Source organism: Flavobacterium sp., assembly GCF_004211145.1.
GTDB lineage: Bacteria > Bacteroidota > Bacteroidia > Flavobacteriales > Flavobacteriaceae > Flavobacterium.
Map to the genome: position 1 here is coordinate 1 of NZ_SEBS01000009.1, position 18,842 is coordinate 18,842.

At 47.4% G+C, this 18,842-nt stretch carries 13 protein-coding genes and 3 tRNA genes; 6 read left to right on the plus strand and 10 right to left on the minus strand.

The window, feature by feature from the left end; genetic code table 11:
• Both EOO50_RS05890 and EOO50_RS05895 read right to left on the minus strand, forming a co-directional pair.
• The coding region (locus EOO50_RS05890) for an acetyl-CoA C-acyltransferase (protein WP_290838729.1) at window positions 1-1,053 on the minus strand (1,053 nt) is incomplete at its 3' end.
• Window positions 1,054-1,198: 145 nt separating this feature from the next.
• Window positions 1,199-2,098 carry a glycerophosphodiester phosphodiesterase family protein gene (locus EOO50_RS05895; protein ID WP_290838602.1) on the minus strand — a complete coding sequence of 300 codons (900 nt, stop codon included), beginning with the start codon at window positions 2,096-2,098 and terminating at the stop codon, window positions 1,199-1,201.
• 282 nt (window positions 2,099-2,380) lie between these two features.
• Between EOO50_RS05895 and EOO50_RS05900 the strand changes: the two genes are divergently transcribed.
• Window positions 2,381-2,454: transfer RNA gene (locus EOO50_RS05900), tRNA-Arg, on the plus strand.
• A gap of 279 nt (window positions 2,455-2,733) precedes the next feature.
• The gene (locus EOO50_RS05905) at window positions 2,734-4,896 is read left to right on the plus strand and encodes a hypothetical protein (RefSeq protein ID WP_290838604.1); all 2,163 of its coding nucleotides are present in this window, start codon (window positions 2,734-2,736) and stop codon (window positions 4,894-4,896) included.
• Window positions 4,897-5,404: 508 nt separating this feature from the next.
• On the opposite strand, the gene EOO50_RS05910 is transcribed toward EOO50_RS05905, so the two are convergent.
• Both EOO50_RS05910 and EOO50_RS05915 read right to left on the minus strand, forming a co-directional pair.
• A tRNA-Pro gene (locus EOO50_RS05910) sits at window positions 5,405-5,479 on the minus strand.
• 40 nt (window positions 5,480-5,519) lie between these two features.
• Window positions 5,520-5,603, minus strand: a tRNA-Ser gene (locus tag EOO50_RS05915).
• Window positions 5,604-5,796: 193 nt separating this feature from the next.
• On the opposite strand from EOO50_RS05915, the gene EOO50_RS05920 reads away from it, so the two are divergent.
• A complete protein-coding gene (locus EOO50_RS05920) occupies window positions 5,797-6,531 on the plus strand; it encodes a M15 family metallopeptidase (protein ID WP_290838605.1) in 735 nt (244 codons plus the stop codon).
• Here the strand turns inward: EOO50_RS05920 and EOO50_RS05925 are convergent.
• From EOO50_RS05925 to tsaD, 6 genes are all read right to left on the minus strand, one after another.
• Window positions 6,528-7,097 carry a hypothetical protein gene (locus EOO50_RS05925; RefSeq protein ID WP_290838606.1) on the minus strand — a complete coding sequence of 190 codons (570 nt, stop codon included), beginning with the start codon at window positions 7,095-7,097 and terminating at the stop codon, window positions 6,528-6,530. The two genes, EOO50_RS05920 and EOO50_RS05925, sit on opposite strands and share 4 nt — an antisense overlap.
• Window positions 7,098-7,099: 2 nt before the next feature.
• On the minus strand, window positions 7,100-8,278 hold the full coding sequence (locus EOO50_RS05930) for a class I SAM-dependent methyltransferase (RefSeq protein WP_290838607.1): 1,179 nt from the start codon (window positions 8,276-8,278) through the stop codon (window positions 7,100-7,102).
• Between the two features lie 2 nt (window positions 8,279-8,280).
• Entirely contained in the window at window positions 8,281-9,369 is a 1,089-nt protein-coding gene (locus EOO50_RS05935; protein ID WP_290838609.1) for an AI-2E family transporter, read from the minus strand.
• 2 nt (window positions 9,370-9,371) lie between these two features.
• A complete protein-coding gene (locus tag EOO50_RS05940; RefSeq protein WP_290838610.1) occupies window positions 9,372-9,983 on the minus strand; it encodes a DUF4159 domain-containing protein in 612 nt (203 codons plus the stop codon).
• A 235-nt stretch (window positions 9,984-10,218) separates the two neighbouring features.
• Entirely contained in the window at window positions 10,219-10,950 is a 732-nt protein-coding gene (locus EOO50_RS05945) for a 16S rRNA (uracil(1498)-N(3))-methyltransferase (protein ID WP_290838612.1), read from the minus strand.
• Entirely contained in the window at window positions 10,950-11,972 is a 1,023-nt protein-coding gene (gene tsaD, locus EOO50_RS05950; RefSeq protein WP_290838613.1) for a tRNA (adenosine(37)-N6)-threonylcarbamoyltransferase complex transferase subunit TsaD, read from the minus strand. The genes EOO50_RS05945 and tsaD overlap by 1 nt, the downstream gene beginning before the upstream one ends.
• A 14-nt stretch (window positions 11,973-11,986) precedes the next feature.
• Between tsaD and EOO50_RS05955 the strand changes: the two genes are divergently transcribed.
• The 3 genes from EOO50_RS05955 to gap all read left to right on the plus strand — a co-directional run bounded on the left by EOO50_RS05955 (window position 11,987) and on the right by gap (window position 18,787).
• Window positions 11,987-16,528 carry a translocation/assembly module TamB domain-containing protein gene (locus tag EOO50_RS05955; RefSeq protein ID WP_290838615.1) on the plus strand — a complete coding sequence of 1,514 codons (4,542 nt, stop codon included), beginning with the start codon at window positions 11,987-11,989 and terminating at the stop codon, window positions 16,526-16,528.
• Window positions 16,529-16,686: 158 nt separating this feature from the next.
• A complete protein-coding gene (pfkA, locus tag EOO50_RS05960; RefSeq protein WP_290838616.1) occupies window positions 16,687-17,673 on the plus strand; it encodes a 6-phosphofructokinase in 987 nt (328 codons plus the stop codon).
• 109 nt (window positions 17,674-17,782) lie between these two features.
• Window positions 17,783-18,787, plus strand: coding sequence for a type I glyceraldehyde-3-phosphate dehydrogenase (gene gap / locus EOO50_RS05965; protein ID WP_290838618.1), 1,005 nt, complete (start codon window positions 17,783-17,785; stop codon window positions 18,785-18,787).
• Window positions 18,788-18,842 lie beyond the last annotated feature (55 nt).

Genomic DNA, 18,842 nt, shown 5'->3' on the forward strand with positions numbered 1-18,842 from the left:
TCCAAGCGGATGTCCCAATGAAACCGCACCACCGTTCACGTTTACCTTGTCGGCGGGCAAACCGAGGATTTTCGCATTGGCCAGTCCGACAACCGAGAATGCTTCGTTGAACTCGAAAAAATCGACATCGTTAACCGTCATTCCAACTTTGTCGAGTGCTTTGGGCAACGCTTTCGCGGGAGACGTCGTAAACCATTTCGGTTCCTGTTCTGCGTCGGCGTAACTTTTTATGTAGGCGAGCGGTTTCAACCCAAGTTCGTTCGCTTTTTCTTCGCTCATCAGGACCAACGCGGCCGCACCGTCATTGATCGTCGAAGCGTTAGCGGCCGTAACCGTTCCGTCTTTCGTGAACGCGGGCGCAAGCGATGGGATCTTATCAAGTTTTACATTTGTGAATTCTTCGTCTTTTGAAACGATTACAGGCTCGCCACGACGTTGCGGTACTGAAACGGGCACGATTTCGTTGTCGAATTTCCCAGCTTCCCATGCCTTGGCCGAACGCTCATACGATTGGATCGCGAACGCATCCTGGTCTTCGCGTGAGAATTCGTATTCCGTTGCGCACAAATCAGCGCAAACTCCCATCGCGTTGTTGTCGTAAGCATCGGTAAGACCGTCTTTCTGCAAGCCGTCAACCATCGTCGTCGGACCGAATTTCACGCCGTTTCGCAAATGAACGTAATGCGGGATCATGCTCATGTTTTCCATGCCGCCTGCAACGACGATCTCGGCGTCGCCCAATTGGATGGCTTGCGCGCCTTGCATCACGGCTTTCATGCCCGAAGCGCACACTTTATTTACGGTCGTGGTGATGACCGAATTCGGCAAACCTGCAGCCAACGCGGCCTGACGTGCCGGTGCTTGGCCAACTCCGGCCTGTACGACGTTGCCCATGAGGACTTCATCGACCAATTCGGGATTCAGGTTTATTTTTTCGAGTGCGCCTTTGATAGCGGCTGCGCCCAATTGCGGTGCGGGAACGGTCGACAAACCTCCCATAAAGCTTCCGATCGGGGTTCTCACAGCCGATACGATAACTACTTTCTTCATAATTTGAGTTTAAAACTGTATGCGCGAATTTAAACTATTTTTTAAAAAATGGACGTTAAAATTCAGAATGTGATTATGGATATTTACATCGGGCGACGATAAATAGTAATACCGTAAAATTTAATCTGAAAATTCATTTTTCGAAAGATTATCGTCTTTCCAAAACTTTTTCGGGATAATCGGTGATGATACCGTCGACTTTCAGCGATAACATTCGATCGATGTCCTTGGTTTCATTGACCGTCCATGGTATAATCTTGATGTTCATTTTTGCAAGCGAATCAATCATTGCGGCATTTACGGCAGAGTAGTGCGGGCTGAAGATCTCGGGCTTTTTCTTCAGCATCGAAAGGTTTTTCGCAATTCCCGGTTTGTCGGCGAGAAATGCGGTTACGGTTTGAGGGTATCGTTTTGTTATTTCGTTGAGAATGAACGGGTCGAAAGATTGGATGTTGATTCGGTTGTCGATTTTTTTCTGTCGGATAACTTTCATGACCAAATCGACGAAAACATCAGGATTCGGCTGTGTCTTCGCGTATTCCCAAGGCACCGATTTTATTTCGATGTTGTATCGGACGGGTTTCGCCTTTTTTCGCGAGGCATACGCTTCTACCGAGTCGATCATTTCAGCGAGCGATGGCTTGTAGGTTTTTATCTTGTTCTGCTTGGGAAAAAGCTTGTTGCCTTTTGATCCGATGTCGAATTTCCTGATTTCGGAATAGGGCATTTTGTAAAGGTTGAACGTCGCTTCGGTGCTTTTTGGGATCGAATCGCCATTGGGTTGCAACACATACGCGCTTGACATGAATGGTTCATGCGACACTACGACTTGATCATCCTGGGAAATTACGACGTCCAATTCGAGGACATCGACTCCTTTATCGATGGCGCTGTAAAACGCGGGCAGGGAATTCTCGGGGAAATTTCCGCGATCGCCTCTATGTCCTTGAACTTCCACTTTTTGTTTATTATTTGAAAGTTGTTGGGTGTTTTTGCACGATGGGATTATCATAAGTAATCCGATTGTCGACAGGAAAGGGATTTTCATGGTTTACGGTTTTCGTCGGGGAGCTATTGTGATGCGTGTCAATATCTTGGTTAAAGATAGCATTGTTTCTTTGATCGGAGGATGGCGTTTGTTAAGGTTGTGATATGTTTTTGGAACTTGTTCCGGATTTCGTAAAAACTTCCGGAATGGTTTGCTGTGAGGAAAGGTTACGTCAGCAACGGCAACATCCTAGTTCCCAAATCATTTCAAGCGTAAAAAATTTATTCACTTCCAATCGTTGCCAAATTCGATTAACATACCTATATTTGCACCCGTTAAAAAGGTCGCATAGCTCAGCTGGATAGAGCACCTGCCTTCTAAGCAGGCGGTCCTAGGTTCGAATCCTAGTGCGATCACGATAAATGCCCAGTGCAGACAAAAAAGCCCAAGTTCATTTGCGGCTTTTTTTTGTTTGTACTGGGCATTTTCAATTAGGATCTTTTGCAGGATCGCGCGTCGACATTACGTCGGTGATAAAAAGGTGCCCTATGAGACTCCTATGAATTTAGTTTGCCGAGCGCATTCGCGATAAGAAAATAGCAAATCGGATATACAGGATAAAAGATTATTTCCCATCTTCGAAAGTTAGAAATAACCGATATCGCAACAACCGAATCTACAACACACCAATACATATGCGTACAAGAATAATATCTTCACTTTTAACGGTCGTACTTACGCTTAACATGTGCAGTTTTGCAATAGCCAGTCCGTCCGAAAAACAGGAAAAGAAAATCGAGGGCAAGATTATTTACGATAGGAAAACGCATCGAATGACGCTGTCGTGGCCGGCGTTCGGTACTTCGGGGAATTATGTGGTTAAAAGAGGCGGTAGTCGCTTGGCGTCTGAATTTGTGTCGGTCGGCTCAACTTCCAAATTGACCTTCATCGATAAAAAACCAAACGCCGATAAATACGAAAACTATTACAGCGTCACGCGCAACTCGATAACGATCTTATTATCTCTCGAAAACCAGATTTTTGGCAACAACATGTATTTCTACGACAGGAAGCACGAAAAAGCGGATGCCGCGCTGAAAGACATCAATTCGCACTTCAGCTCAATCGGCCTGGGCGGACCGAACGGCGAATGGACTACGAAGCGACAGGCCTATTATTTCAAGGCGAACGTCAACGGCCAGACGTATGATCCGGGCGGGTCGGGTTCCGCATCATCGGCGACGGCGAATTCCATAGAATTGGGTTTCTATTCCCACATCGGAGGGTTGGGCAAAGTTCCGGCAGCCGTTAAACTGGGCGCTATTTTCACAAGGCCGCATCTTTCGGGTGGCGCAAATGCGACGTGTACGTTCTGGCGTTCGGTTGAGAATGTGGCTGTCATGAGAGACTTCGCCTGGACGGTTTCACAATCGACGAGTGCCCGAAGAATGTCGATCGAGAGCACATCAAAATATATTTCGGACGTTGGAAACACAAACTTTTGGGGAAGCGGTGGTTTCATCGCCGACTCCGATTACACGACATCGCGACCGAACTGGGGCGGCCAACAACAATGGTACACGAGGAACACCGTTTTCCCTTCAGGCTCGACTTCGATGGGCGGTTCGTACAACATGGTTTGGCAAGGTTGCGTGAATCCCCCGAAGGCCGACAGTATCAACACTCCCGTTTCCGCGACACCAATAATCAGGGAAAAACCATTCCTGTTTATCGATAGCGACGGTGAGTACAAAATTTTCGTGCCGTCATGGCAAAAGGACAGAATAGGAATTTCGTGGTCGCCAAACGATATGGGCAAAGGCAAAGTACAGGACTTGCTCACCGATTGGTTCGTAGCCAAAGAAGGTAACACCGACGTCGAGATCAATGCGGCCCTGAAATCAGGTAAGAACATATTTTTCACGCCTGGGCATTACGCGTTGAATGCTCCGATCCAGATAAATAGAAAAGATGCGATATTGTTAGGCACCGGGATCGCTTCGGTAACTCTTGAACCGACCGATAAAAATACCTGGGGATGCATTTATGCCGATGACAAGGACGGAATCATCATTGCGGGGCTTCTTATGGATTCCTTCAACAGTACGACCTATCAAATCAGGATCGGCAACGAGGGAGCCGATGCCGACCATTCCGCAAATCCCATATTGCTTACCGACATTACTTGCAGGGTAGGCGGCGTCCAATCAAAAAACGTCCAGATACAAGCATCGATGCAAATCAACAGCAACAATGTCGTGGGCGACCACTTTTGGCTGTGGCGCGCCGACCACGGCTCCCAACCCGGCGGAAAAGCACGTTGGACAAGAGACCGATGCAAAAATGGACTTGTCGTCACAGGCGACGATGTTACGCTTTATGCGCTGTTCGCCGAACACTTCCAAGAATACGAGGTGCTTTGGCTAGGGGAACGCGGCCGGACATATTTCCTGCAGAACGAGCCACCCTACGACGCCCCGAATCAAGAAAGTTGGAGCAGCCAAGCGGGCAGGGTTGACGGTTATGCGGCTTTCAAAGTCGCCAATAGCGTAAAAGAACACCATAGTTTGGGAATGGGATCGTACGCGGTCTTCACGGGAACCGACGGCGACGTGAACAAGAAAAATGGCTTTGAAACTCCAAACAGCCCAAATGTAAAACTTGAAAAAATGTGCATTACCCGTTTTGCAGGGCCGGGCAATATCGAGAATGTCATCAACGGCGTCGGCGGAAGCACGGCGAGTGGCGTGAAACGTGTGGCAATGTATAACAACGGTAAAGGTTCGCAACCTTATGATGAGGAATTTGATTTGCCGCAGAAGGAATCTTATCCGGCGTATATTGTTATGGAGAAGTAGGTTGTTCGGAATTAAGCTGGCACGCGCTTGTGATTTGGGTTGATCTTAAGTAATCGCGGGTTTTGATTCTCGTGGAAGAATTACGCTGGTGCTTGATTCTGGGTGGGTTAATTTATCAAAAGGTTCCGGGTGTTTAGAAGGTTTGAATCCGATTGGCAGGATTACGCTGGCGCGTGATCCTGGGTTGGGGAGTCGTTCAATGAAATCCCTTTCCGCGGCCTGCGATGGCGGATGATTAGTTATTTGATGGGATTACGCTGGCGCGTGATCCTGAGTTTGGGAGTCGTTCAATAAAATCCTTCCGCGGCCTGCGATGGCGGATGATTAGTTATTTGATGGGATTACGCTGGCGCGTGATCCTGAGTTGGGGAGTCGTTCAGTAAAATCCTTTCCGCGGCCTGCGGCCGCGGGGTCTTTTTTGTTTTGTGTAAAAAGTGCTCGAGCGAGCTCGGCACTTTTTACACAAAACAAAAAATCCCTCCGCACTACGTGCGGAAGGATTTTGTTGTCGGGGTGGCAGGATTCGAACCTGCGACCTCCTGGTCCCAAACCAGGCGCGATGACCGGGCTACGCTACACCCCGAGAATTTAGTACGTGGAATACTAAATTATACTCTAAAAAGCGGAGAGACAGGGACTCGAACCCTGGCGACGTTTGCACGCCGACAGATTAGCAATCTGCTCCGTTACCACTCCGGCACCTCTCCAATGCAAAAGAATTCTCATCTTTTTGCGGTTGCAAATGTAAACGTTCAATCCATATTTTACAAAATAATGCGTTCTTTTTTTAAAACTTTTTGAGGTTGTTTTTTAAATGTGTTAATATTCAATTATATAACGAGAATAGAGTGGTTTTTTAAGCTTCGTATTTTTCGTACCTTGAGCAAAATATACTGCCAAATGCGATCAGCCTTTATTTTATCAGCCGTTTTGTTTGGAATGATGACCGTCGGATGCAAAAGCAATCCTCAGAATTTCGAAGGGATACAACCCAAAAATGACGTCATCGCCACAGCAAATTTCCCAAAAATCGACACGAAATCCCGTCAAGTCCCGGTAAAACAGACGAAATTAATGCCTGCAACTCCGGACAGCGTGTTTGTCGACCTCAAAAATTACAGCACCGATTTCGTCTATGACATGAAATACGCAACGTCAGACAATTTCCTCAAAAGCCAAGTATACGACTGCGCCGAGTGTTTCCTTCGGCTAAAGACCGCCGAAGCGTTAATCGAAGCAAACAAAGAATTTATCGGCAAAGGCTACCGCATCAAGATTTTCGACTGCTACAGGCCGCTCGACATCCAAAAACGCATGTGGAAAATCGTGTCGAACCCAAGTTACGTCGCCGATCCCGCAAAAGGCTCGATCCACAATCGCGGTGGCGCGGTCGATATTACGCTCATAGATTCGAACGGAAAACAACTCGACATGGGAACGGCTTTCGATCATTTCGGGCCTGAAGCCGCAGTCGAGTACGCGAAACTTTCCGAGTCGGTGAAATCGAATCGTAAATTATTGCAGGAAGTCATGTCGAAACACGATTTTTCGGTATTGAAATCAGAGTGGTGGCACTTTAATTACAAAGGAGCGTCGACTGAAAAAGTCTCGAATTTTAAATGGGATTGCAATTAATCGACTATGCAGCGAAGATTGTCCATGAAATACGTTTCGGGCTTGTAAGTCTTCCCGTCGGATTCCGAAACGAATTCGCTTTTCACGATATAATCCACGGTTTCGCCTCCATATCGGATCCGCATCAGGATAACCGGTGATTTCTTAAGCTCCTCGAACGAATCTTTCATGAACATGAAAATCCCCGAATGTACGCGATTTGTCGCGCCGCCTTTGGGATCGCGTAACGACGTACCGCAATTTTCACTGTCGATATGTACGAGTGTCACAACTTTTCCGTTCGCCAACTGCAAGTACATTTTTGAATTTTTATCGAAACAATACGCTTTGATGAATTCCTTGCTTCGCGTGATGAATTGGGTGTTCAACGTAGGAAGTTCGTCGGTAAGAACCAATGAGAAGAACAGGCGCGAACTCGTGCCTCCGAAATTTTTCTCGTAAAAAATAAAATCCTTCGTAGCCTTATACGTACCGATGCTGTCCACGACATCTGTCGCGTATTCGCAAGGTTTTTGGGCGATCGCAGCCTGTGCGACGAAAAACAAGATCAGTAAAAAGCGTTTCATTTTTAAATTTTGGCGCAAAATAACACAATTTTGTCATTGGACGCGACAGTCGTGAAAAAACAATAGTGATCGCCTCCGTCGCGAATCTTCCATTTCTTGCGAAGCGCTTCGACGGTCTCGGGGAAATTACGCGTCGAGACGTTTGCTTTTGATTGCAGCATGTAGTTTTTCATGTTCGCTTTGTCGTATGCAAATTCTCGTTTCACTTCAAAAATCCGTCCCGGGAAATCCATAATTTTTTCGTCCGATGTATACAAATGTGAATGTTTATGCAGCTTGTCGAGATCGAACGCCAATCCGATCGCGTCGAACGCACCCGACTTCATGATCGCGGCATTCGGTTCATACAAATACGTTTTCGGATTACCGTAATTCGCGTCGGCCGATTGGGAGAAACTGCTTTCAAAACGCTGCATTCCATCTTTGGTGATATTGACCGAAACCAAATTCGGACTTCCGACGAAGTTTTTTTGGATTACGAAAAGCAATTCCTTTACTTCATTTTCGAGTGCGACGATGTGGATTTCGCGAACGTTCTTAAGTTCCGACAACGCAGCCGAAATATCGAGGATAGGCGCCGTTTTAATCAAAATATTATCAGAATGTCCGAAGTAGAAATCCAAAAGATCGGGTACGTTCGGCAAGCAATCCCTGAGCATGAACACCTTGCCTTTGGTTTCATTCCGCCTCGACGGATCGATGTAGATCCAATCGAATTTGCCACGTTCGTGTTTGAGTATTTCAGTGCTGTCGCCGGTTTCGCATCGGACGTTAAAAGCTTTCAGACGATCAAAATTATGCGCCGCGATTCCTGACAGCTCCAAATCCAGTTCGCAATGCACGACTTTTTCAAATCGCTTCGAGAAGTAATAATCGTCGACACCGAAACCGCCCGTCAAATCAATAAGATCGTGACCTGAAATCAAGTTCGCTTTGTAGTCAGCCGTTTTCTCAGAAGACGTTTGTTCGACCGAAACCTTCGCGGGATAATAGATTTCCGATGCGGAGAACCAAGTCGGCAGCTTGTCCTTCGCCTTGGTCTTCGCCGCGATCTGGTTCAGGATTTCCTTATAGTCGGAATCGGGAAACGGATTTTTCAGCAATGCCAATTTGGACACGTCGGTTCCAACCGATTCGTCTATAAACGCCTGGATTTCATCTGAAAGCAACTCCTTGTCCACGGTCAGATATTTCGCGTAAGCATTTGTACGATCTTATTGTCGGGGAAAAATTCCTTCGCGATTACTTTTAAGATCGTGTAAAGCGGAACGGCGATTACCATTCCCAATATCCCGAAAAGGAAGCCCGCGACCAAGATTACAAGGAAAATTTCAAGCGGGTGCGAATCGACGCTTTTGGAGAAAATCAGCGGTCCGGTCAGGTTGTTGTCGATCATTTGGACGATTGAGAATCCGATCAGGACATAAATCGTGGTCGGCAAAATCTCGCTTTGAAAGTCGCTTCCGAGGTTGCTCATCATCGTGAGAAGCGCCGCCAAAATGGATCCGATGAGCGGCCCGACGTACGGAATGATGTTCAGGATCGCACACAGCAATGCGATGATCAGCGCATTTTGAACACCGAAAATCAGCAATACGATCAAATATAAAACGAATATTACGGTGAGCTGCATCAGCAATCCGATGAAATATCGGGAAAGCAGATGATCGATCTTATCAAGCGAATTCAAGATTTTTTCCTCATGAGGACCGGCAAGAAGTTTTTTGGTTCCCTGCGCGAAAATCGCCCTGTCCTTGAGAAAGAAGAAAGTAATGAACAGGCAAGAGGCGAGCCCCACGCCGAAACTGCTGATCGTCCCGAGCACGATGTTGAGGAAATTCGGGATAAAATTGAAATTGACTTTCGACGTAAGATTCGATTCCTTGAGCAATTTTCCCGAATCGATGTTGTGGCCTTCCAAAAACGTCCCGATCTGGTCGATAAGCTGGATGACGCTCTGTTCGATCGCGGCCGTATTGAGCAACGACAGGTTTTCGCCCTGGGATGCGACGAGCGGCACGATCAACATGATGAACCCAAAGATGAAACCCACGAAAATCACGAGTGTCGTAATCACCGCAAATATGTTCTTGAACTTGCATTTGTTCTTGAGGAAGCGCACGATCGGCATGCCCATCATCGTGAGAATCAGCGACACGACAAGATAAATGATCACCGACTGCACGAGGTAAAGAAAGTAAAACAGCAGCAAAACCGCCACGATCACGCCAATGGCTTTTAAAATTCCTTTTGCAATCGTAGTTGAAGTCATACTCAATTATTAAAGATGTAACTCATGATGTTCGCGCCCATTTTGAGTGCTTTTTCACGCACTTCAGCCGGATCGTTATGTACTTCGGTGTCTTCCCATCCGTCGCCGAGATCGGTTTCGAACGTGTAAAGCACCGCCAATCGTCCGTTGAGGAAAACGCCGAATGCCTGCGGGCGCTTGCCGTCGTGCTCGTGTATTTTCGGGATTCCCGATGGAAACGGGTTCGGTTTCTGGAAAATCACGTGGCTCGCGGGAAGTTCGACCAGTTCGCTTGCGGGGAAAATGCGTTTTATCTCGCGTCGGATGTATTGATCCATTCCGTAATTGTCGTCGATATGCAGAAATCCGCCGCCTTCGAGATAATTGCGCAGGTTTTGGATGTCGTTGTCACTAAACACGACGTTTCCGTGTCCGGTCATGTGCACGAAAGGATACGAAAGCAGATCCGGGCTACCGGGTTCGACGGTCGCAGGTTTTGCGCTGATTTTCGTGTTGATCGTGCGGTTGCAGTATTTTATGAGGTTCGGAAGCGCGGTTGGGTTGGAATACCAGTCGCCGCCGCCGTTGTATTTTAATAAGGCGATTTCTTGGGATGTGGCGTGCGTCGCGAACATGATTGTGCAAATGAAGACGAATCGGTGCACGATTGTGTGGAGTTTGTTGATTTGTTGATTTGTTGATGCGTTGATTTGAGTCATTGTCTTCCGGTGGAATGTAGGTTTTGGTTAATCGGGTGAAGTTTGTTGATTCGTTGATTTGTTGATTTGAGTCATTGTCTTCCGGTGAAGTCTAGGTTTTTGGTTATTGGTTGATGGCGATATAAGTTGATATTTAACGATTCGTAATCTTTCAATCTTTTAATCTTTCAATTTTTAAATCCTCATTAACAAATACAAATGAATGACACGCCACGACGGCCGCGGTTTCTGTCCTAAGTCTCGTGTTGCCTAAAGATACGGGAATATAGCTGTTGTCGAGCGCGAGTTGGATTTCTTTTTCTGAGAAATCGCCTTCGGGTCCGATCAGAATCGTGGCATCAGAGGCTTTTTGCAACTCGTTCCTGAGCGATTTTTTGTCGGTTTCGAGACAGTGTGCAATGAACTTTTGCCCGTTCGGGTTTTGTTTCATGAACTCCTTGAACGTCGTCGATTCGTTTAACTTCGGCAAATAATATTGTCCCGATTGTTTCATCGCCGACACCAAAATCTTATCGAACCGTTCGTTCTTTACGATTTTCCGTTCTGATCGGTCGCAGATCAAAGGCGTGATCTCGGAGATACCAATCTCGGTCGCCTTCTCCAAAAACCATTCGTACCGGTCATTCATCTTGGTCGGAGCGACGGCCAAATGCAATTTTTGAACGCCTCGTTCCTGTTGTTCCGACGAGACGATTCTAACGACGCATTTATTGTCGGAAGCTAAAGTGATTTCCGTTTTAAAAAGAAACCCAAATCCATTGGTAACGAATAATTTATCGCCAACGGTTTTCCGAAGTACTTTAACGATATGACGGCTTTCTTCCTTGTCGAATGACAGGGTTTGCGTAGCGGTTGAAATGTCGGGATTGTAAAATAATTGCATCAGAATTCGATTCGTGCTTTAGAGACGACCGAAGCGTCCTCAAAACTTCCGTCAAGATACTTATAATAACCCGCAATTCCAATCATCGCGGCGTTGTCGGTCGTGTATTCGAATTTTGGGATAAACGTTTTCCAACCGTACAGCGATTCGGCGTCCTTCATGGCTTTGCGGATTCCCGAATTGGCCGAAACGCCACCGCCGATAGCGACTTGTTTTATTCCCGTTTGCTCGACCGCAAGTTTGATCTTGTCCATCAGGATTTCAACGATCGTATGTTGGATCGAAGCGCAAATGTCGTCGCGGTTCTCGTCGATGAAGTTCGGATTCGCCGCCACGTTTTTCTGTACGAAATACAATATCGCCGTTTTCAATCCTGAAAAACTGAAATCCAATCCCGGAACTTTCGGCTTCGTAAAAGTGAATGCCTTGGGGTTTCCGACTTGCGCATATTTATCGACCAAAGGCCCGCCGGGATAGGGAAGGCCTAGTATTTTCGCGCTCTTATCGAAGGCTTCCCCGACGGCGTCATCAGTTGTTTCGCCTATGATTTCCATGTCGAAATACGAATTCACTTTCACGATCTGCGTGTGTCCGCCTGAAATCGTGAGCGCCAGAAACGGAAACTCGGGTTTATCGAAACCGTCCTCGCTGATGAAATGCGCCAAGATATGCGCCTGCATGTGGTTCACCGCGACCAACGGAACGCCGAGCGCGAGAGACAAAGATTTCGCGAACGAACCGCCCACGAGCAACGATCCCATGAGTCCCGGACCTTGCGTAAATGCGATGCCCGACAGTTGTTTTTTATCGATGTTCGCTCTTTTCAAAGCCGTGTCGATTACAGGCACGATGTTTGCCTGATGCGCCCGCGAGGCAAGCTCGGGAACGACGCCTCCATATTCGTTGTGGATGCTTTGGTTGGCCACAACATTGGAAAGCACCTTGTCGTTATGGAGTACGGCCGCCGCCGTGTCATCGCACGAACTTTCGATTGCAAGGATAAATGTGTCGCTCGGATGCATAAACAGGCGGTTTTTTGGATTATATTTGGGACAAAATTAAAACATTCGCGGGTATCAAAAAATTTAAAAAAATAGTAATTCGTTCGGTCATCGGACTGCTGCTGTTTTTGCTGCTACTCGGCATACTTCTTTCTCTCCCGCCTGTCCAGACTAAAATCGCCCAATTCGCGACCGAGAAAATCAACGAAGATTACGGAACCGACATCAACATCGACCAAATCGCAATCAGTGTTTTTGGTGGCGTGAAGCTCAAGAAAGTGATGATCCGCGACCATAAAAAAGACACGCTGGTCTATGCGAACCGACTTCAGACCAACATTTTAAGTTTCCGCCAACTCTACAACGGCGACCTGCTTTTCGGAGACATCCGCGCCGACGGTTTGACCTTCAACATGAAAACCTACAAGGGCGAGAAGAACACCAACCTCGACAGATTCATTTCGCTTTTCGATTCGCCCGAAAAGAAGCCTTCCACGCGAAAATTCCTTTTAAAGGCGAACAATGTCTACGTGAGCAACAGCCGATTTATTTTGATCGACGAAAATCGTGCGAACCCTAAAGACGCCGATTTCAGACGACTCGACGGCCGTTTGAAGAACTTCAAGGTTCACGGACCCGAAGTCACGATGGACATCAAAGAACTCGCGTTTTTGGATCATCGCGGGCTTTACGTGAAGAAATTGTCGGCGCTTTTCAAATACAACAAGACCAATATCGAACTTAAGGATTTGGACTTGGCGACGACGCAATCGACTATGAAAGGCGATGTGCTGCTAACCTATATAAAATCCGATTTCACCGATTTCAACAACAAGGTAAAGTTCGACATCAACGTAAAAGAAGCCACACTTTCCACAAACGACATCTACTATTTCTACAAGGAAATGGGGCGCGACAAGTTTTTCAACCTCAAATCGCACGTGACGGGAACGCTGAATAATCTGCGTGCCCGGAATCTGCGTTTGATCGATGATAAGAATTCGCAGATTATCGGCGATGTGACGTTCAAAAACCTTTTCGGTAAAAGCGGGCAAGGTTTTTACATGAATGGCACGTTCCAGAAAGTGTATTCGAATTACCAGAATCTCGTGGATTTGCTTCCGAACGTGCTTGGGAAGAAACTGCCGACGTCGCTCAAGAAGATCGGAAATTTCAACCTGAACGGTTCGGCCGAAATCACGACGACTTCGATCCAGACCGACTTTTACATGACGACGTCGCTCGGAAATATCACGACCGAAATGGTCATGACCGACATCGACAACATCGACAAGGCAGTTTACACAGGCCATGTCGTGCTCGACGATTTCGACATCGGAAATTTCCTCGACAAGAAGGATTTGGGCAGGGTCAGCCTGGATTTGGACGTCGACGGGGAAGGTTTCAAACAGGAATTCCTCAACACGTCTTTTACGGGCGATATCTATAAGATCCGATACCGCGATTACACGTACAGCAATATTCTCGTCAATGGGAAATTCACGAATCCCGTTTTCGAAGGCCAGGTTTTCGTGAACGATCCGAATTTGTTCATGGATTTTGCGGGTTCGGTCAACCTGGGCAAAAAAGTCATGGCCTACGACTTCCACACGAAGATCGATTACGCCAATTTAGGCAAGATGAATTGGGTCAAGAACGATTCGATCGCAGTGTTCAAGGGCGACATCCGAATGGCGATCTCGGGTAATTCGATCGACGACATCCAAGGAAACGTGTACATCAACGAGACATCGTACCAAAACAAACGGGACACGTATTATTTCGACAACTTTACGGTGAGTTCGACGTTCGACGCCAATCGCGTGCGCACGATCGCAATCAATTCGCCCGACATTATCGAGGGTGAGATCGTCGGAAAATACAAGTTCGGGCAGGTGCAGAAAATGGTCGAGAATTCGCTCGGAAGCCTGTACGCGAATTATTCTCCGAACAAGATCGACAAAGGCCAATTCCTGCGTTTCGACTTCACGATCTACAACAAGATCGTCGAGTTGTTCCTGCCCGGAATTTCGGTCGGCGCGAACACGTCGGTGCGCGGCAGCATAAATTCGAGCAACAACGAATTCAAGTTCAATTTCGATTCGCCTCAAATCGGGGCTTTCGAGAATTATTTCGACAATATCAGGATCAGCATCGATAACAAAAATCCGCTGTACAACGCATTCGTAGAGATCGACAGCATCCGTACAAAATATTATAAGGTGTCCGATTTCAGCGCGATCAACGTGACGTCTCGCGATACATTATTCGTGCGCACCGAATTCAAAGGCGGACAGACCGGACAGGACAATTTCAACCTGAATTTATATCACACGCTCGACAAACAGAAAAACGTTGTCGTCGGATTCAACAAATCGGAGCTCACGTTCAAGGACAATGTTTGGTTTTTGAATGAGAAGGACGAAAACAACAACAAGATCGTGGTCGATCGCAAGTTTACGAACTTTAACATCGACAACCTGATTTTGTCGCACGAGAACCAGAAAATGCAACTCGTCGGGCTTGTCAAAGGTAAGAACTACAAAGATTTGAAACTCACGTTCGACAATGTCGATTTACAAAAAGTCACGCCCGAGACGAAAGGATTCAAGCTCTCGGGGAATCTCGACGGAACCGTGAGCCTCAAGCAGGATGGGGAAGTATACCAACCGATGTCGTCCATTCGCGTCGACAATCTTTTGGTCAACGAGATCGAGATGGGCAACTTGATGCTCGACATCGACGGGGACGAAAGCTTCAGGAAATTCTATGTGAATTCGGTGCTTGAGAACAAGAACTTCGAATCGTTCCGCGCCGACGGGGAATTCACCGTTTCAGGCGGCCAAACCCAAATGGACGTGGATTTGCGCTTTAATAAATTCAACCTCGGCATGCTCAATCCGTTGCTTAGCGGCGACGCGATATCGGACATCAAGGGTTTCGCTTCGGGCAACATCAATATAGACGGAACCGTAGCCGAACCTGACGTGAACGGGCGTTTGTATGTCGACGACGCGGCGATTACGATTCCGTACCTGAACGTCGAATATGAAATGGAGAAACGTTCGGTCGTCGACGTGACCGAGACGCAATTTTTGGTTCGGAATACGTCGATCACCGACACCAAATACAAAACCGTCGGTTATCTCGAAGGCCGGATCGAACACGAGAAATTCAGCAATTGGGAACTCGACATCAACGTGAATTCGAAACGCTTGCTCGCGCTCGACACTCAAGACAGCGATGACGCGGCGTATTACGGAACGGCGTTCATCGATGGAAGCGCGTCGATTTCAGGGCCGACGAACGGCTTGTTCATCAAGGTCGATGCGAAATCCGAGAGCGGCACGTCGATCAAGATCCCGATCAACAACACCGAAGCTACGGGAACGCGCAGCTATATCCGATTCCTGAGCCCGAAAGAAAAATACGATCTCGACAAAGGCATCATCGCCAAAACCAAGGATTACAACGGTTTGGAACTCGAGTTCGACTTCGACATCACGCCCGAAGCCGAAGTCGAAGTGATTCTCGACCGCAGCAACGGCCACGGGATCAAAGGTCGCGGAAACGGAGCGCTTCTGTTCAAGATCAACACGCTCGGGAAGTTCAACATGTGGGGCGATTTCATGGCGAGCGAAGGAACGTATAACTTCAAGTACGGCGGTATCATCGACAAGAAATTCAAGCTCAAGAAAGGCGGCTCCATCACTTGGGAAGGCGACCCGATGCGAGCCGTTTTGAATATGGAAGCGGTATATACGACTACGGCGAATCCGGCGATCTTGCTCGACAATCCGTCGGTGAACAGGAAAGTTCCGGTCGAGGTCGTAATCGGCGTTCGCGGAAGTTTGGCGAGCCCTGAGCCGGATTTCAATATTAATTTTCCGACGGTTTCATCGGTCCTTAAATCGGAGATACAATATAAACTGGACGATAAGGATACGCGTCAGACGCAGGCGTTGTATTTGCTTTCATCGGGAACTTTCCTGAGTCCGGAAGGCGTGAACGAATCAGATTTTGCAGGAAACTTGTTCGAGACGGCGAGTGGTTTGCTCGGCGATATCCTGCAGGATCCCGACAGTACGATCAAGGTCGGTCTTGATTATGTAGCCGCCGACCGACGTCCCGGCGTGGAAAGCGATGGTCGCGTCGGTGTAAATATCACGACACAGATCAACGACAGAATTTCGATAAATGGAAAAGTCGGGGTTCCGATCGGGGGCGTGAACGAATCGGCCATCGTCGGAAACCTCGAAGTGCAATATCGCGTCAACGATGACGGGACGATGAACCTGCGCGTGTTCAACCGCGAGAACGACATCAACTATATAGGTCAGGGAATCGGGTATACGCAAGGCGTCGGTGTAACGTACGAAGTTGATTTCGATACGTTCAAAGAATTGATCGACAGGTTGTTCAATACGAAAATCGACGTGGATAAGGCCGATAGTGAAGTTCCGGATTCGGTCGTTCCCGAAGGCATGAATTTCTATTCGCCAGAGGACAAGAAAAAGAGGAAAGCGGCCCAAAAAACGCCCGTGAACCAACCCGCAATCCCGTCGACCGACGATTAAGTTACTACTTATACTTGAACCGCGCATTTAATAAATAGGCGCTTTTCGAAAACTTATCAACGAAAACGTTTGAAAATACCGAAAAATGCTAAAGTAGTAATAATCGTAGGCTGGAAATGGTTCATCTTTGCTAAGTTTACATTTTAATACCATAATTAATGTCAAAACCAATAAAAAAGATTGGCGTGCTTACATCGGGCGGAGATGCTCCCGGTATGAATGCCGCCATCCGCGCCGTAGTGCGTACCTGTGCGTATCACAACATCGAATGCATGGGTATTTACAGGGGTTACCAGGGAATGATTGAGGGCGACTTCAAGGAAATGGGACCGCGCAGCGTGAATAACATCGTCAACAAAGGCGGAACTATCCTGAAATCGGCGCGTTCAAAAGAATTCATGACGCCCGAAGGCCGCAAAAAAGCATATGACAACATCGTGAAAGCAGGCGTGGATTCGCTTGTGATCATCGGGGGCGACGGAAGTTTTACCGGAGCTGAAATCTTCAATTCCGAATACGGCGTGCCGATCATGGGCATTCCGGGAACCATCGACAACGACATTTACGGCACGAGCTTTACGCTTGGCTACGATACGGCACTGAACACGGTTGTGGAAGTCATCGACAAGATTCGAGATACGGCTTCATCCCACAACCGTCTTTTTTTTGTGGAAGTAATGGGCCGCGACGCAGGACATATCGCGCTTAATGCGGGAATCGGAGCCGGAGCCGAGGAAATCCTCATTCCTGAAGAAGATCTCGGTCTGGAACGTCTGCTCGATTCACTCAAGAAAAGTAAGGCATCGGGCAAATCGTCGAGTATCGTCGTGATTGCCGAGGGCGATAAAATCGGAAAAAGCGTTTTCGAATTGAAAGATTACGTGGAAGCGAATTTACCTGAATACGATGTTCGCGTTTCGGTCCTCGGACACATGCAACGCGGAGGCGCACCGACTTGTTTCGACCGCGTTCTCGCAAGCCGACTCGGAGTTAGGGCCGTGGAATCATTGCTCGACGGGAAATCGAACTACATGGTCGGGATCCTTGGAGATAAAATCACGTTGACGCCGATCGACCAGGCGATCAAGGGACATTCGGAGATTGACCGCGAGTTGTTGCGGGTTTCGGATATCATGTCGACATAGTGCAAAGTGCAAGGTACAAAGTGCAAAGAACCGCACTTCGTACCTTGCACTTTGTACGTTGCACTTTGCACTTTTGAACTATATAAAAATCAAATAAAAAACAAGAAAAATGTCACAAGTTAAATTAGGAATAAACGGTTTCGGACGCATCGGACGCATCGTGTTCCGCGAATCTTACAACCGCGACAACGTTGAAGTTGTTGCCATCAACGATCTTTTGGATGTAGACCATTTGGCCTATTTGCTTAAATACGATTCAGTTCACGGACGTTTTGCCGGTAAGGTAGAAGTGAAGGACGGGAAATTGTTCGTAAACGATAAACACATCCGCACGACTGCCGAGAAAGACCCTTCAACCTTGAAATGGGACGAAGTAGGAGTGGACGTCGTTGCCGAATGTACCGGAATTTTCACGACGATCGAAACGGCTCAGGCGCACATCAAAGGCGGAGCGAAAAAAGTTATCATCTCAGCGCCGTCAGCTGATGCACCGATGTTCGTCATGGGCGTGAACCACACTGAAGTAAAAGCTACGGATACCGTGATCTCTAACGCTTCATGTACGACAAACTGTCTTGCTCCATTGGCCAAAGTACTCAATGACAACTTTGGTATCGTTGAAGGCTTGATGACGACAGTTCACGCATCTACATCGACACAAATGGTTGCCGACGGACCTTCGAGAAAAGACTGGAGAGGCGGACGCGCGGCCAGCGTTAACATCATTCCATCATCGACCGGGGCTGCGAAAGCGGTTGGAAAAGTAATTCCTGCGTTGAATGGAAAATTGACGGGAATGTCTTTCCGTGTTCCGACGATCGACGTTTCAGCAGTGGATTTGACCGTGCGATTGGAAAAAGAAACGACATATGAGGAAATCATGAGCGTTTTGAAGAATGCTTCGGAAACTGATTACAAAGGCGTTATCGGATATACTGACGAAGATGTGGTTTCACAGGATTTCGTCGGAGATTCTCGCACGTCAATCATCGACGCCAAAGCCGGAATCGGTTTGAACGCTACGTTCTTCAAGATCGTTTCTTGGTATGACAACGAGTACGGCTATTCAAGCAAACTTATTGACCTGGCGGTTCACACTGCAGGTTTGAAGTAATAATTACCCCGAAAAATCCCGTTTGAGATACAGGCGGGATTTTTCTTTTTATATT

Excerpts from the sequence above, each read along its gene's own strand:
- pfkA (WP_290838616.1), top strand. The coding sequence starts at position 16,687 with ATGTCAAAACCAATAAAAAAGATTGGCGTGCTTACATCGGGCGGAGAT.
- EOO50_RS05940 (WP_290838610.1), bottom strand. The coding sequence starts at position 9,983 with ATGTTCGCGACGCACGCCACATCCCAAGAAATCGCCTTATTAAAATAC.
- tsaD (WP_290838613.1), bottom strand. The coding sequence starts at position 11,972 with ATGCATCCGAGCGACACATTTATCCTTGCAATCGAAAGTTCGTGCGAT.
- EOO50_RS05895 (WP_290838602.1), bottom strand. The coding sequence starts at position 2,098 with ATGAAAATCCCTTTCCTGTCGACAATCGGATTACTTATGATAATCCCA.
- EOO50_RS05925 (WP_290838606.1), bottom strand. The coding sequence starts at position 7,097 with ATGAAACGCTTTTTACTGATCTTGTTTTTCGTCGCACAGGCTGCGATC.
- EOO50_RS05945 (WP_290838612.1), bottom strand. The coding sequence starts at position 10,950 with ATGCAATTATTTTACAATCCCGACATTTCAACCGCTACGCAAACCCTG.
- EOO50_RS05935 (WP_290838609.1), bottom strand. The coding sequence starts at position 9,369 with ATGACTTCAACTACGATTGCAAAAGGAATTTTAAAAGCCATTGGCGTG.
- gap (WP_290838618.1), top strand. The coding sequence starts at position 17,783 with ATGTCACAAGTTAAATTAGGAATAAACGGTTTCGGACGCATCGGACGC.
- EOO50_RS05920 (WP_290838605.1), top strand. The coding sequence starts at position 5,797 with ATGCGATCAGCCTTTATTTTATCAGCCGTTTTGTTTGGAATGATGACC.
- EOO50_RS05905 (WP_290838604.1), top strand. The coding sequence starts at position 2,734 with ATGCGTACAAGAATAATATCTTCACTTTTAACGGTCGTACTTACGCTT.